Genomic DNA, 13,893 nt, shown 5'->3' with positions numbered 1-13,893 from the left:
TGTGCTTGTCTGATCGCGACATCGGTTGTTGCCTTGCTGCGCCGCGTCACTCGTCGCCGTAGTTCATGATCGACAACAGGCGGATGGGCACCTGCACCAGCTGCTCGGGGCCGTGCGGGGTCTCGCCGTCGAAGGTCAGGCTGTCGCCGGCCTGCATGTGATAGAGCTGGTTGCCGTGCCGGTACACCAGTTCACCCTCCAGCAAGTGAAGGAACTCGGTGCCGGGGTGGGCGAAGGTCGGGAACTCTTCGCTGGCGTCGTCCATGGTCACCATGTACGCCTCGAAGTTCTTCTTCGGCCCCCTGGCGTGATTGAGCAAATGGTAGGTGTGGCCTTTCTCGGTACCGCGGCGCACCACCTCCAGCCCTTCACCGGCTTTCACCAGCAAGGCATTGCCGTCGGGCTGGTCATATTGGCTGAACAGCTTGGCCATCGGCATGCCCAGCACGTCGCACAAGCGGCTGAGGGTGTCGAGGCTGGTGGACACCTGGGCGTTCTCGATCTTGCTCAGCATGCCTTGGCTGATGCCGGCGATGCGCGCCACGTCGGCGAGCTTGAGGGACTGGGCCTGGCGCTGGCGCTTGATCTGCAGGCCCAGGTACTGCTCCAGGCGAAGGCGCGGTTCGGTTTCGGTTGGCATCGAATGTCCTGCACGGTTTCAGTTCAAGAATAAAGATTTCGCACTGGGAAAGTGCGAAGTGCAGTTGCGGTGGCTGCATCTTTCCTCGGGTGAAAACAAGTTTCCCATAAATGGAGCATAGAAATCTGCTTGGGTTTTGGGCTGGCCGTACCGGCCTCTTCGCGGGCACGCCCGCTCCCACAGGCCCGCGAAGAGGCCCGAACAGGCAACACAAGGTTGCACCCTGAACAAAGTTGGCAAGCACATTGCATTCCTGTGAGGAAATTAATTTTCCCATGCGGAATCATTGCCCCTTGCCCAGGAGTGTTCAACCCATGTTGCCAGCAGAAACCCAGCGCACCCTCGATCAGCACGGCATCAAGTACGTGCTGGCGCAGTTCGTCGATATCCATGGCTCGGCGAAGACCAAATCGGTGCCGGTCTCGGGCCTGAAGATGGTGGCCGAGGAGGGCGCCGGCTTTGCCGGGTTCGCCATCTGCGGCATGGGCATGGAACCGCACGGCCCCGACTTCATGGCCCGCGGCGACCTTTCCACCTTGATCCCGGTACCGTGGCAGCCGGGTTACGGCCGGGTGGTGTGTGTAGGCCACGTAAACGGCCAACCCTGGCCCTACGACAGCCGCTACGTGTTGCAGCAGCAGGTGCAGCGCCTGGCCGACAAAGGCTGGACCCTGAACACTGGCCTTGAGCCCGAGTTCAGCCTGTTCCGCCGCGACGAGGATGGCAAGCTGCAACTGGTGGACGCCTCCGACAACCTCGACAAGCCGTGCTACGACTACAAGGGCCTGTCGCGTTCGCGGCTGTTCCTCGAACGCCTGACCGAGGCGTTGCAGCCGGTGGGCTTCGACATCTACCAGATCGACCACGAGGACGCCAACGGCCAGTTCGAGATCAACTACACCTACAGCGACGCCATGGAGTCGGCCGACCGCTTTACCTTCTTCCGCATGGCCGCCGGCGAGATCGCCAACGACCTGGGGATGATCTGCTCGTTCATGCCCAAGCCCGACCCCAAGCGCGCCGGCAATGGCATGCACTTCCACCTGTCGCTGGCCAGCAGTACCAACAAGAACCTGTTCCATGACCCGTCCGACAGCAGCGGCATGGGCCTGTCGAAGCTGGCCTACCACTTTGCCGCAGGCCTGTTGGCCCATGGCCCGGCGCTGTGCGCCTTCGCCGCGCCCACGGTCAACTCGTACAAGCGCCTGGTGGTCGGCCGCTCGCTATCCGGCGCCACCTGGGCCCCGGCGTTTGTCGCCTATGGCGCCAACAACCGCTCGGCGATGGTGCGCATCCCCTATGGCCGTCTGGAGTTCCGCCTGCCGGACGCTGGCTGCAACCCGTACCTGGTCACCGCCGCGATCATCGCTGCCGGCCTCGATGGCATCGACCGTCAGCTGGAGCCGGGCGAGATGTGCAACGAGAACCTCTACAACCTGAGCCTGGAAGAGATTGCCGCACGCGGCATCAAGACCTTGCCGCAGTCGTTGAAGGAAGCCGCCGACGCCCTGGAGGCCGACCCGCTGTTCCGCGAAGTGCTGGGCGCCGAGATCGTCGACGAGTTCATCAAGCTCAAGCGCATGGAGTGGGTGGAGTACTGCCGCCATGTCTCCGACTGGGAAATCCAGCGTTACACCGAATTCTTCTGACCGCCCCCCAATCCCTTGGGCGGCCAGCACGAACGCGGTCGCCCACTGCCTAGTAAGGAGCATCACCATGTGTGGAATCGTAGGTCTGTACCTGAAAAAACCCGAGCTGGAAGCCCAGCTCGGCAAGCTCTTCGAACCCATGCTCGAAGCCATGACCGACCGTGGCCCGGACAGCGCCGGCTTTGCCATCTACGGCGACGAAGTGGCCGATGGCTGGGTCAAGCTGACCCTGCAGGCCACTGACATCAACTACCCCTGGGCGGCGCTGATGGGCCAGCTGGAAGGGCGCCTGGGCTGCTCGCTGGACTGGTTCCAGAACGCCAGCGCCGCCGTGCTCAAGGTGCACACCAACGAGGCATCGGCCCGCCAGGCTTTGAGCGAACTGGCCCCTGACGTGCGCATCATGAGCGCCGGGCAGAGCATCGAGGTCCTCAAGGGCATGGGCCTGCCGGCGGAAATTTCCAGCCGCTTCGGCCTGGTCGGCATGAAAGGCAGCCACATCATCGGCCATACCCGCATGGCCACCGAAAGCGCCGTGACCATGGAAGGCAGCCACCCGTTCTCCACCGGCGCCGACCTGTGCCTGGTGCACAACGGCTCGCTGTCCAACCACTTCCGCCTGCGCCAGGAGCTCAAGCGCGAAGGCATCAGCTTCGAGACCGACAACGACACCGAAGTGGCCGCCGGCTACCTGACCTGGCGCCTGCAGCAGGGCGACAGCCTGGCCCAGGCCCTGGATGGCGCCCTGGAAGACCTGGACGGCTTCTTCACCTTCGCCATCGGCACCCGCAACGGCTTTGCCGTGATCCGCGACCCGATCGCCTGCAAGCCCGCCGTGCTGGCCGAGACCGACGACTACGTGGCCATGGCCTCGGAGTACCAGGCGCTGGCCAGCCTGCCGGGCATCGAGAACGCCAAGGTCTGGGAACCGGCCCCGGCCACCCTGTACGTATGGGAACGCGAAAGCGCCTGACCTGCCACCGAACCACTGGAGAACCACATGAAGACGATCGACCTTTCCAGCACCTCGGTGCGTGTCCTCAACCAGTCCTTGCACGGTGAGGTGCAGGACCACGAATGGCGGGTGACCCACCCCGACGGCAAGCACAACCTGGCCGTGGGCATCAGCGCCGCCGTGGCCGTGGATATCGAAGGCCACGCCGGCTACTACTGCGCCGGCATGAACCAGCAGGCCAGCGTCACCGTGCATGGCAACGTCGGTGTCGGCGTGGCCGAAAACATGATGTCCGGCTCGGTGCGGGTCAAGGGCAGCGCCTCCCAGGCCGCCGGCGCCACTGCCCATGGCGGGCTGCTGGTGATCGAGGGCGACGCCGGCGCGCGTTGCGGTATTTCCATGAAGGGCGTGGATATCGTCGTCGGCGGCAGCATCGGCCACATGAGCTGCTTCATGGGCCAGGCCGGGCGTTTGGTGGTGTGTGGCGATGCCGGCGATGCGCTGGGCGATTCGCTGTACGAGGTGCGCATCTACGTCAAGGGTGCGGTGCAGTCGCTGGGCTCGGACTGCATCGAGAAAGAGATGCGCGCCGAGCACCTGCAAGAGCTGCAGGAACTGCTGAACAAGGCCGGCCTGGACCACAAGGCTGCCGATTTCAAACGCTACGGCTCGGCTCGCCAGCTGTACAACTTCAAAGTCGACAACGCCAGCGCGTACTGATCCAGGAGCATTCCCATGAGCGAGCAATTCCCCCCGGTACTGCGTGAGTCGGCCACCTTCGACCGCCTGACCATCCAGGAAATCCAGCGTGCCGCCGAAACCGGCATCTACGACATCCGCGGCGGCGGCACCAAGCGCCGCGTGCCGCACTTCGACGACCTGCTGCTGCTGGGTGCCAGCGTGTCGCGCTACCCGCTGGAAGGCTACCGCGAAAAATGCGGCACCGATGTGCTGCTGGGCACCCGCTTCGCCAAGAAGCCGATCCACCTGAAAATTCCGGTGACCATCGCCGGCATGAGTTTCGGCGCGTTGTCGGCCAACGCCAAAGAGGCGCTGGGCCGTGGTGCGACCATCGCCGGCACCAGCACCACCACGGGCGACGGCGGCATGACCCCGGAAGAACGCGGCCAGTCGCAGCACCTGGTGTACCAGTACCTGCCGTCGCGCTATGGCATGAACCCCGACGACCTGCGCAAGGCCGATGCCATCGAGATCGTCCTCGGCCAGGGTGCCAAGCCGGGCGGTGGCGGCATGCTGCTGGGCATGAAGGTGACCGAGCGCGTGGCCGGCATGCGCACCTTGCCGATCGGCGTCGACCAGCGCAGCGCCTGCCGCCACCCGGACTGGACCGGCCCGGATGACCTGGCGATCAAGATTGCCGAGATCCGCGAGATCACCGACTGGGAAAAACCCATCTACGTGAAGATCGGCGCCAGCCGCCCGTACTACGACGTAAAGCTGGCGGTGAAGGCCGGTGCCGATGTGATCGTGCTCGACGGCATGCAGGGCGGTACTGCCGCGACTCAGGAAGTGTTCATCGAACACGTTGGCATCCCGATCCTGCCGGCCATTCCGCAGGCAGTGCAGGCGCTGCAGGAAATGGGCATGCACCGCAAGGTGCAGCTGATCGTCTCCGGTGGTATTCGCAATGGTGCCGACGTGGCCAAGGCCATGGCCCTCGGGGCTGATGCGGTGGCCATTGGCACTGCGGCGCTGATCGCGCTGGGTGACAACCACCCGCGGCTGGATGCCGAACTGAAGAAGATCGGCTCGGCGGCCGGTTTCTATGACGACTGGCAGAACGGCCGCGACCCGGCCGGCATTACCACCCAGGACCCGGAACTGGCCAGGCGCCTGAACCCGGAGGAGGCCGGGCGCCGCCTGGCCAACTACCTGCGGGTGCTGGTGCTGGAGGCGCAGACCATGGCGCGGGCGTGTGGCAAGTCGCACTTGCACAACCTCGACCCGGAGGACCTGGTGGCGTTGACCGTGGAGGCTGCGGCGATGGCGCGAGTGCCGTTGGCGGGAACCGCCTGGGTGCCGGGGCAGGCGCAGTACTGAGTTATCGGTAATTTGGGCCGCTTTGCGGCCCTTTCGCGACACAAGGCCGCTCCTACAGGGACCGCGTATCTGAGCCTTGCGCGGTCCCCTGTAGGAGCGGCCTTGTGTCGCGATGGGCTGCAAGGCAGCCCCAGGGCACCCCCACCATTCACACAGGAGTGACTCCATGAGCACCTCACCCTCGCTGTAATCCGGCCTCTTCGCGAGCTTGCCCGCTCCACCGGGACACCACAGCCTTCGAGGCCGGTGACATCCTGTGGGAGCGGGCAAGCCCGCGAAGAGGCGGCACTGGTTGAATCAGTGCCCCATGGCCACCTTGGCACTCATCTGCCGGCGACGGTAGGCGCTGTCACGGCTGGCCAGCCACCAGTACAGCGGCGAAGTAACCGCCAGCCCCACCAGCCACGACAGGTCCGCTCCGTTGATATGCTCGGAAATCGGCCCGACATACAGTGGCGTGTTCATGAACGGGATCTGCACCGCGATGCCCACAGCATACGCAATCAGCGCCTGCGGGTTGTAGCGCCCGTAGATGCCGCCATCGACCTGGAAGATCGACTGGATATCGTAGTCACCCTTGTGGATGGCATAGAAGTCGATCAGGTTGATCGCTGTCCACGGCACCAGCACCACCAGCAGCACCAGCACCATGTCGACGAAGTGGCCGATGAAGTCCGCCGAGGCGAACACTGCCACCACGCAGCAGGCCGTCAGCACTACCAGCGACAGCACGGCGCGGCTCTTGGCGGTGGGGATCCAGCGGTGGGCGAAGGTTTGCACCAGGGTGATGATCGACAGCACTGCGCCATACAGGTTGAGGGCGTTGTGGCTGATCACGCTGAGCAGGAACAGCACCAGCATGATCGGGCCGAGGGTACCGGTGGCCAGCTTGACCGCGTCCATGGTGTCCATGCCGGCCGGGATCGCCAGCACCGCCACGGCGCCGAAGATGAACGACAGGCTCGAACCCAGGGCCGAACCCAGGTAGGTAGTCCAGAACGTCGAGCTGACCTTCACGTCCGCCGGCAGGTAGCGCGAGTAGTCCGACACATAGGGTGCAAAGGCGATCTGCCACAGTGCCGCCAGCGACACGGTAGCCAGCCAGCCGGCCAAGTTGAAGCCGCCGCGGGTGAGGAAGTCGTCGCTTTGCACGTGGCTGAAGATGTAGCCGAAGCCGACCACGATGCCGATACCCAGCACCCAGGTGCCGATGCGGTTGAGCACGTGGATGAAGCGGTAGCCGATGATGCCGATGATGCCCGAGCCCAGCGCACCGATGACGATGCCCACCGGTACCGGCACTGTATCGACCACGCCGTGCAGCGACTTGCCGGCGAGAACGATGTTGGAGGCGAAGAAGCCGATGTACATGACCCCGGCGATCACCACCACCAGCAGCGCGCCGAGCGAGCCGAACTGGGCGCGGCTCTGGATCATCTGCGGGATGCCCATCTGCGGACCCTGGGCCGAGTGCAGCGCCATCAGTACGCCACCGACCAGGTGGCCGACCAGGATGGCGACGATGCCCCATACCAGGTTCAGGTGGAACAGTTGCACGCCCAGCGCGCCGGTGACGATGGGCAGTGGCGCGATGTTGCCGCCGAACCACAGTGTGAACAGATCCCTTACCTTTCCATGGCGGTCTTGCGGGGGCACGTAGCCGATCGTGTGTTTTTCTATGAGGGGTGCCGAATTGGCTGCACTGGTCATGACTGACTCCAAGGCAAGGTAGGGCATCGGGAGCTGCCCGGGGGCGTGCCGGCGAAGGGCGACGCGTTCTTGTTGGAGCGATGATGCGGGGCGCGGGGATAACGAGAAATTAGTAAATATGTGCCCATAAACCTTAAAAAACCTAAGGCTGACAAAAGGTTAAGCGGGGGACGGTAGCAAGGAGGGTGCCAGGGGGCGGGAGGGCTTGGGCTAGAGGGGTTTGGGCCTTGTGGAGGCTAGAAGCGGTGTGCTTTGGTGGGGCGCCGTGCGCGTTTGCAGGGCAGATAAAAGATCGCCTGTGCCGGCCCTTTCGCGGGTGAACCCGCTCCCACAGGTCTGCGCATGGCTTGAAATCAATGCGGTCGAGGTGGGAGCGGGCGAGCCCGCGAAAGGGCCGGCACAGGCAACAACGCTACATCGGCAACAACCGATCCTGAATCACCTCTTTCATCACCAGGGTCGAACTCAACCGCTTCACATTGGGAATGCTGGTCAGCTGCTCGTCATACAGCTTCTGGAACGCCGGCAAATCCTTGGCCACCACATGCAGCAGGTAATCCGGGTCGCCAAACAGCCGCTGCGCCTCGACGATCTGCGGGATTTCGGCCAGCGCCGCTTCAAAGTCCGCTACCGGCTGGCGAGTGACTTCGCGCAGGGTCACGAACACCAGCGCGGCAAAGTTCAGCCCCAGTGCGCTCGGCGCCAGGCGCGCGTGATAGCCAAGAATCGCCCCTGATTCCTCCAGCGCCTTCAAGCGCCGATGGCAGGGCGACAGGCTGAGCCCCACACGGTCTGCCAACTCGGTCACCGATAGCCGACCGTCTTTTTGCAGTTCGGCAAGGATTTTTCGATCAGTCCTGTCCATCGAGAAGGATCTTCCAGTAATTGAGGGCTGTTGGGGAATATACGAAAGAAAATCCCTCGACGGAATCCGTAATCTTTCGTCATCCCAAAGCAGTGGAAAAAGGAAGATTCAAGTGGCTCTCAGTGTTCTGACGGCGTTCTGGGCCGTGTCGATGCTGTTCGTGATTACCCCGGGCGCGGACTGGGCCTATGCCATTTCGGCCGGCATGCGCGGGCGCTGGGTGATGCCCGCGGTGGCGGGGATGTTGTCGGGGCATTTCCTTGCGACCCTGGTGGTGGCGGCCGGGGTCGGCAGCCTGCTGGCCGGCCACCCGCTGGCGCTGACCTTGCTGACCCTGGCGGGGTGCAGCTACCTGCTGTGGCTGGGTGGCAACCTGCTGCTGAGCCCGGCATTGCCGGCGGCCGGGCAGGATGGTGCGGGGGAGTCGGGGTCCCGCTGGGCATTGAAAGGGTTTTGCGTCAGTGGCCTGAACCCGAAAGTGTTTTTGCTGTTCCTGGCGTTGTTGCCGCAGTTCACCGACCCGCAGTCGAGCTGGCCGGTGCCGTTGCAGATCTTGCTGCTGGGCCTGGTGCACCTGTGCAGCTCGCTGGTGATCTACTCGCTGGTCGGTTATGGCGCCAAAGCCGTGCTGAGCACCCGGCCGGGGGCGGCGAAGCTGGTCGGCCGGGTGTCGGGGGTGGCGATGATCACGGTGGCCCTGGGCTTGATAGTGGGTCAAATAAGTTGAATTCACTGGCCTCATCGCCGGCAAGCCAGCTCCCACCGGTTCAATGCCGGGCCTGAGCCATGCGGGGTACTTGTGGGAGCTGGCTTGCCGGCGATGAGGCCAGTACAGACGATAGACAAAGCCTCGGATAAACTCGCAGCACTTCAACGCACAACCAGGATGTGCCCCATGCCCGAAACCACGCAACTGCTCACTTTCGCCCTGATCTGCCTCGGCATGGTCCTGACCCCAGGGCCGAACATGATCTACCTGATCTCCCGCTCGATCTGCCAGGGCCGCAAGGCCGGGCTGATTTCGCTGGGTGGTGTGGCCCTGGGCTTCGTCATCTACATGTTCTGCGCCGCGCTGGGCATCACCGCCCTGGTGATGGCCGTGCCTTTTGCCTACGACGCGCTGCGCATCGGTGGCGCGCTGTACCTGTTGTACCTGGCCTGGCAGGCGCTGCGCCCTGGTGGCCGCTCGCCGTTCCAGGTTCGCGACCTGCCTGCCGACAGCCCGCGGCGGCTGTTCACCATGGGCTTTGCCACCAGCCTGCTCAACCCCAAGATCGCCGTCATGTACCTGTCGTTGATGCCGCAGTTCATCGAGCCGGGGCATGGCAGCGTGCTGCTGCAGTCGCTGGTGCTGGGGTCGACGCAGATCGCCATCAGCGTTTCGGTCAATGCACTGATCGCGATCATGGCCGGGTCGATCGCCGTATTCCTCGCCGGTCGCCCGCTGTGGCAGCAGGTTCAGCGCTGGCTGATGGGGACGGTGCTGGCGGGCCTGGCCGTGCGCATGCTGGCCGAAGGGCGGCGCTGACCGCTAGGCCTCAGGCGGTGGCTCCTGGGGCAGGTACAAGGTAAAGGTGGTGCCCTGGCCCGGGACACTGTTCACTTGCACATCGCCCCCGGACTGCTTGGCAAAACCGAACACCTGCGACAGCCCGAGCCCGGTGCCTTCACCCGGTGCCTTGGTGGTGAAGAACGGGTCGAAGATGCGCTCCAGCAGTTCGGCGGCAATGCCGACACCGCTGTCGCTCACCGAAATCGCCGCGAACTGGCCCGGCTGTGGCGCCTGGCCGCGCAGGGCGGGCAGGCGCTGGTCGGCCTGCAGGCGCAGCTGCAAGGTGCCTTCGCCGGCCATGGCATCGCGGCCGTTGAGCATCAGGTTGATTACCGCGGTTTCCAGCTGGTTGAGGTCGGCGCGGATATGGCAAGGCGCCTGCGGTAACTGCAGCTCGACCTGGATCCGCGCACCGGTGGCCGTGTCGAGCATGTCGGCCATGGCCTCCAGCCGGGGCCCGGCCTCGAACACTTGCGGGCTCAGGGCCTGGCGGCGGGCGAAGGCCAGCAACTGGCCGGTCAGCCTGGTACCGCGGTCGACGGTGTCGGACATGGTCTTGAGGTAGCGCTCGCGGCGCTGTGCGTCGAGGTTGGGGCGCTGCAGAAAATGCAGTGACGAGCGAATGATGGTCAGCAGGTTGTTGAAGTCATGGGCCACGCCGCCGGTCAGCTGGCCAATGGCTTCGAGCTTCTGGGTCTGGCGCAGCACGGCTTCGGTATGCAGCAGCTGGGTGGTGCGTTCGTCGACGCGCTGTTCGAGGGTGGCATTCAGCGCCTCCAGTGCCGCCATGGCCTCGCGCACTTCGGTGTGGGCCTGCACCCGCTGGACATGCGCCCAGGAGCGCTCGGTGACTTCGCTGATCAGCATCTGTTCATAGTGGGTCCATTCCCGTCGCGCCTTGTCGTGGATGGCCATCAGCGCGGTCAGCCGGCCGCCTTTGATCAGGGGCATGCAAATGGTCGCGGTAATGCCGATGGCCTGGAAGGTGGCAGCTTCCTCGGGGGACAGCTCGCTCAGGTTGTCCTGGATGACCAACGGCAAGCCACTGCGCAGGCGGCCGAGCGCCAGCTTGCCGAAATCCTGCAAGCGATAGCGGCCCAACAGATGCGGCGAGCCGGGCGCCACGGCGTCACCGCAGATGGTGAAACCGTCTTCGTCGGGCTCCATCACCGCATAGGCGCAACTCGACAGTTGCAGGTGCTCGACCAGCATGCGCGTGGTAGTGGCAAGGATCTGGTCCGGGTCGGTGGCGTCGGCCACGGCACGGCCCAGGTCGTCGAGGAATTTCAGGCGCTGGTTGGCGAGCACGCTGGCGGTGGTTTCGGTGACTGTATCGAGCATGCCCAGCACCTTGCCGTCGTGGTCGCGGATGGGGCTGTAGCAGAAGGTGAAATAGGCCCGTTCGGGGCCGCCGTTGCGGTCGATGACGAGCGGGAAGTCTTCGATGTACACCGCCTCGCCGGCCAGGGCGCGGTTGGCCATGTGGCCGATGTCGGCCCAGGCTTCCTGCCACACGGCGCGGAAGGGGATGCCCAATGCCGAGGGCTTTTGCCCGAGTATCTGCGAGAAGGCGTCGTTGTGCAGGGTGAGCAGGTCAGGGCCCCAGAGCACGGCTTGCGGGAAGCGCGAGGCCAGGCACAGGGCCAGGCTGGTTTTCAGCGAGTCGGGCCAGTGCTGCAGCGGGCCCAGTGTGGTGGCGGCCCAATCGTGGTTGCGGATGCGCTCGGCCATTAGCCCGCCGCCGTCTAGCCATTTTGCCATGTGCTCTGCCGGTCCTTTTGCGTAAGGCCTTAAGGGTGCATCCAGAATAGACGTTTGGCGAGAATTTTTGGTGGCTGTACCGGCCTCTTCGCGGGCTTGCCCGCTCCCACAGGGATAGCACATCGCTCAAGCTTTGCGCCGTACAGGTGGGAGCGGGCAGGCCCGCGAAGAGGCCGGCCCAGGCTAGCGAATGAAGTGCACCTTGCCTGTGTCGTCATTGCCCATGTAGATGCCATAAACCCCGGCCTGCCGCTCGAGGATATAGCGCTCGAGAATCTGCCGGATTGCCGGGTAGTAGATCTCGTCCCACGGGATCTCGTCCGGCTCGAAGAACCTGTACGCCAGCGTTTCCGCCCCGTACTGCCCGGTTTCCTCGGTGGCGATGGCGCGGAAGATGATGTAGACCTCGCTGATCCTCGGGACGCTGAAGATCGAGTACGGCGAGACGATTTCGGCGCGTACGCCGCTTTCTTCCCAGACCTCGCGCAGGGCCGCCTGCTCGGTGGTTTCGCCGGCCTCCATGAACCCGGCCGGCAAGGTCCAGGTGCCGGGGCGTGGCGGGATGGCGCGCTGGCACAGCAGGTACTTGCCATCACGCTCGATGATGCAGCCGGCGATGATCTTCGGGTTGATGTAGTGGATGTAGCCGCAACCGGTGCAGTGCAGGCGTTCGTGGGTGTCGCCTGTGGGAACGCCCCGGGCCAGTTCCGTGGTGCAGTGCGGGCAGTAGCGCGGGGCGTTGGGCATGATCGGTGGCCTGTGGGTGGCTTATATGCGTGGGTCCTTCAAGGCCAGGGGCTCGACCATCTCGCGCACCTTGACGTTGTCATCCTGCTTCTGGCGCAGGTAGTCCAAGGCCACCTTGGCGGCGGCGCGGACGTGGTCGACCGAGGCCTGGTGGGCAACCAGCGGGTCACCGCTCTTGATCGCCTCGACGATCTTTTCCATTTCGCGGTTGCTGGCGCCGCGGCGGTTCTCCTGCGACACCGAGGTGGCGCGCAGGTAGCTGATGCGCGCCTGCAACTGGCGCAGCTGCTGGGCCGCCACCTGGTTGCCGGAGCCTTCCAGCAGCACATCGTAGAAGCCTTGTACCGAGTCCAGCACCTGTTGCAGTTCGCCTTCCTCGAGGGCTTCGCGGTTGACCTCCAGCGCGCGTTCCAGGGCGCGGATGTCCTTGGCCTTGGCGTTGAGGGTGAACAGCTGCACGATCAGGCCTTCGAGCACGCAGCGCAGCTCGTAGATGTCGCGGGCGTCTTCCAGGGTGATGATGGCCACGCGCGGGCCCTTGGCGTCGGCGAATTCCACCAGGCCTTCGGACTCCAGGTGGCGCAGGGCTTCACGCACCGAGGTGCGGCTGACCCCGAGGCGGTCGCAGAGGTCGCGCTCGACCAGGCGGTCGCCTGGCAGCAGGTGGAAGTTCATGATCGCGGCGCGCAGCTTGTCGAGCACGATTTCGCGCAGGGTAACGGGGTTGCGGTTGACCTTGAAGCTGTCGTCGAGTGGCTGGCGTTTCATCAAGTGCGCTCTTAAAGAGGCTGCCCGGCCGCAACCGCAACAGCACCACGAACCTTGGGTGCTCCTTGCGTGGGTTCGAACAGCCCGGTGTTAACGGGTTGACTCCGCATCGGCTTCAGCGAACGCTTCGCGGGCCAGGCGGAAACTGTCCACCGCCGCGGGCACGCCGCAATAAATGCCGACCTGGAGCAGGATCTCGCGAATCTGTTCACGGCTCAGGCCATTACGCAAGGCGCCGCGAATGTGCAGCTTGAGCTCGTGGGGCCGGTTGAGCGCGGAAATCATGGCCAAGTTTATCATGCTGCGCTCTTTGAGCGACAAGCCTTCGCGGCCCCAGACGTGGCCCCAGCAGTATTCGGTGACCAGCTCCTGCAACGGCTTGGTGAAGTCGTCGGCGTTCTGGATCGAGCGGTTGACGTAGTCCTCGCCCAGTACCTGGGTGCGGATCTGCAGGCCTTTTTCGTACTTTTCATTGCTCATGTGCAGTACTCCGGAATAAAACAGGGGACGCAACCGAGGGTGAGACGATAACGCGGCCCCTAAAAAAGGGTGAAACAGGGGCCGCTGTGCGGCCCATCGCCGGCAAGCCAGCTCCCACAGATACAGCGAAGGGCCACAGGCCTGTGGAATCCCTGTGGGAGCTGGCTTGCCGGCGATGGGCTGCACGGCAGCCCCGGCGATCTCAAGGTCAGCCCAGGGGCGGCAGGGCGCCCAGCTTGCCCTTGTGGTAGACCATCGGGGTCACCGGCTCGGCCGGCAGCACCAGGTTCTTCACCGCGCCGACGATGATCGCGTGGTCACCGCCGTCGTACTCGCGCCACAGTTCGCACTCGATGATCGCCGTGGCCTTGGCCAGCAGCGGGTTGCCCAGCTCGCTCAGGTGCCAGTCGATGCCTTTGGCCTTGTCTTTGCCCTTGCCGGCGAAAGCATAGGCCTCGGCGGTCTGGTCGGCGGACAGCAGGTGAATCGCGAACTGCTTGCTGTCACGCAGGATGGGGTAGGTGTCGGAGGCGTAGTTGGGGCAGAACAGCACCAGCGCCGGGTCGATCGACAGCGCGCTGAACGCGCTGGCGGTTATGCCGACGATGCCACCGTCGGCGTCGAGGGTGGTGACCACCGTGACGCCGGACGGGAAGGAGCCCATCACGTCTTTGTAGATGCCTGGTTCGATCATCTTGTGCTACC

14 protein-coding genes are annotated in these 13,893 nt (G+C 64.5%); 6 read left to right on the top strand and 8 right to left on the bottom strand.

The genetic code is table 11. From position 1 onward, the window contains the following. Window positions 1-46: 46 nt before the first annotated feature. Window positions 47-640, bottom strand: coding sequence for a cupin domain-containing protein (locus CAG46_RS08915; protein ID WP_025338781.1), 594 nt, complete (start codon window positions 638-640; stop codon window positions 47-49). Between the two features lie 314 nt (window positions 641-954). On the opposite strand from CAG46_RS08915, the gene glnT reads away from it, so the two are divergent. The 4 genes from glnT (at window position 955) to CAG46_RS08895 (ending at window position 5,305) form a co-directional block, all read left to right on the top strand. Further along, on the top strand, window positions 955-2,289 hold the full coding sequence (glnT, locus tag CAG46_RS08910) for a type III glutamate--ammonia ligase (protein WP_015270738.1): 1,335 nt from the start codon (window positions 955-957) through the stop codon (window positions 2,287-2,289). A gap of 67 nt (window positions 2,290-2,356) precedes the next feature. Next, a complete protein-coding gene (locus CAG46_RS08905; protein ID WP_085619567.1) occupies window positions 2,357-3,262 on the top strand; it encodes a glutamine amidotransferase family protein in 906 nt (301 codons plus the stop codon). A gap of 27 nt (window positions 3,263-3,289) precedes the next feature. Then, window positions 3,290-3,964: a protein glxC gene (locus tag CAG46_RS08900; RefSeq protein WP_085619565.1), complete on the top strand. Its 675-nt coding sequence runs from the start codon at window positions 3,290-3,292 to the stop codon at window positions 3,962-3,964. A gap of 15 nt (window positions 3,965-3,979) precedes the next feature. Further along, window positions 3,980-5,305 carry an FMN-binding glutamate synthase family protein gene (locus tag CAG46_RS08895; RefSeq protein ID WP_013973039.1) on the top strand — a complete coding sequence of 442 codons (1,326 nt, stop codon included), beginning with the start codon at window positions 3,980-3,982 and terminating at the stop codon, window positions 5,303-5,305. 297 nt (window positions 5,306-5,602) lie between these two features. Here the strand turns inward: CAG46_RS08895 and CAG46_RS08890 are convergent, their stop codons facing one another. Next, window positions 5,603-7,015, bottom strand: coding sequence for a cytosine permease (locus CAG46_RS08890; RefSeq protein WP_085619563.1), 1,413 nt, complete (start codon window positions 7,013-7,015; stop codon window positions 5,603-5,605). Window positions 7,016-7,427: 412 nt separating this feature from the next. After that, a complete protein-coding gene (locus CAG46_RS08885; RefSeq protein WP_015270735.1) occupies window positions 7,428-7,880 on the bottom strand; it encodes an Lrp/AsnC family transcriptional regulator in 453 nt (150 codons plus the stop codon). 112 nt (window positions 7,881-7,992) lie between these two features. On the opposite strand from CAG46_RS08885, the gene CAG46_RS08880 reads away from it, so the two are divergent. Together CAG46_RS08880 and CAG46_RS08875 are read left to right on the top strand one after the other, a co-directional pair. After that, window positions 7,993-8,607: a LysE family translocator gene (locus CAG46_RS08880; RefSeq protein ID WP_085617099.1), complete on the top strand. Its 615-nt coding sequence runs from the start codon at window positions 7,993-7,995 to the stop codon at window positions 8,605-8,607. Between the two features lie 168 nt (window positions 8,608-8,775). Continuing rightward, entirely contained in the window at window positions 8,776-9,408 is a 633-nt protein-coding gene (locus CAG46_RS08875) for a LysE family translocator (RefSeq protein WP_023660833.1), read from the top strand. Window positions 9,409-9,411: 3 nt separating this feature from the next. Here CAG46_RS08875 and CAG46_RS08870 read toward each other — a convergent pair whose 3' ends face one another. The 5 genes from CAG46_RS08870 to CAG46_RS08850 all read right to left on the bottom strand — a co-directional run bounded on the left by CAG46_RS08870 (window position 9,412) and on the right by CAG46_RS08850 (window position 13,882). Next, window positions 9,412-11,193 (bottom strand): ATP-binding protein, encoded by a 1,782-nt coding sequence (locus CAG46_RS08870; protein WP_085617097.1) that lies wholly within the window; start codon window positions 11,191-11,193, stop codon window positions 9,412-9,414. Between the two features lie 183 nt (window positions 11,194-11,376). Next, window positions 11,377-11,940 carry an NUDIX hydrolase gene (locus CAG46_RS08865; protein WP_085617095.1) on the bottom strand — a complete coding sequence of 188 codons (564 nt, stop codon included), beginning with the start codon at window positions 11,938-11,940 and terminating at the stop codon, window positions 11,377-11,379. A gap of 21 nt (window positions 11,941-11,961) precedes the next feature. Then, on the bottom strand, window positions 11,962-12,708 hold the full coding sequence (locus CAG46_RS08860) for a GntR family transcriptional regulator (protein ID WP_013973031.1): 747 nt from the start codon (window positions 12,706-12,708) through the stop codon (window positions 11,962-11,964). A gap of 90 nt (window positions 12,709-12,798) precedes the next feature. Further along, window positions 12,799-13,188, bottom strand: coding sequence for a carboxymuconolactone decarboxylase family protein (locus CAG46_RS08855; RefSeq protein WP_008100863.1), 390 nt, complete (start codon window positions 13,186-13,188; stop codon window positions 12,799-12,801). A gap of 208 nt (window positions 13,189-13,396) precedes the next feature. Further along, window positions 13,397-13,882: a flavin reductase family protein gene (locus CAG46_RS08850; RefSeq protein ID WP_003258675.1), complete on the bottom strand. Its 486-nt coding sequence runs from the start codon at window positions 13,880-13,882 to the stop codon at window positions 13,397-13,399. Between the last annotated feature and the right edge of the window lie 11 nt (window positions 13,883-13,893).

Origin of the sequence: Pseudomonas sp. B23(2017), from assembly GCF_002113725.1 — a bacterium.
Lineage (GTDB): Bacteria > Pseudomonadota > Gammaproteobacteria > Pseudomonadales > Pseudomonadaceae > Aquipseudomonas > Aquipseudomonas putida_Z.
The sequence above is the reverse complement of the archived record's forward strand: the minus strand, read 5'-3'. Positions and strand labels throughout refer to the sequence as shown.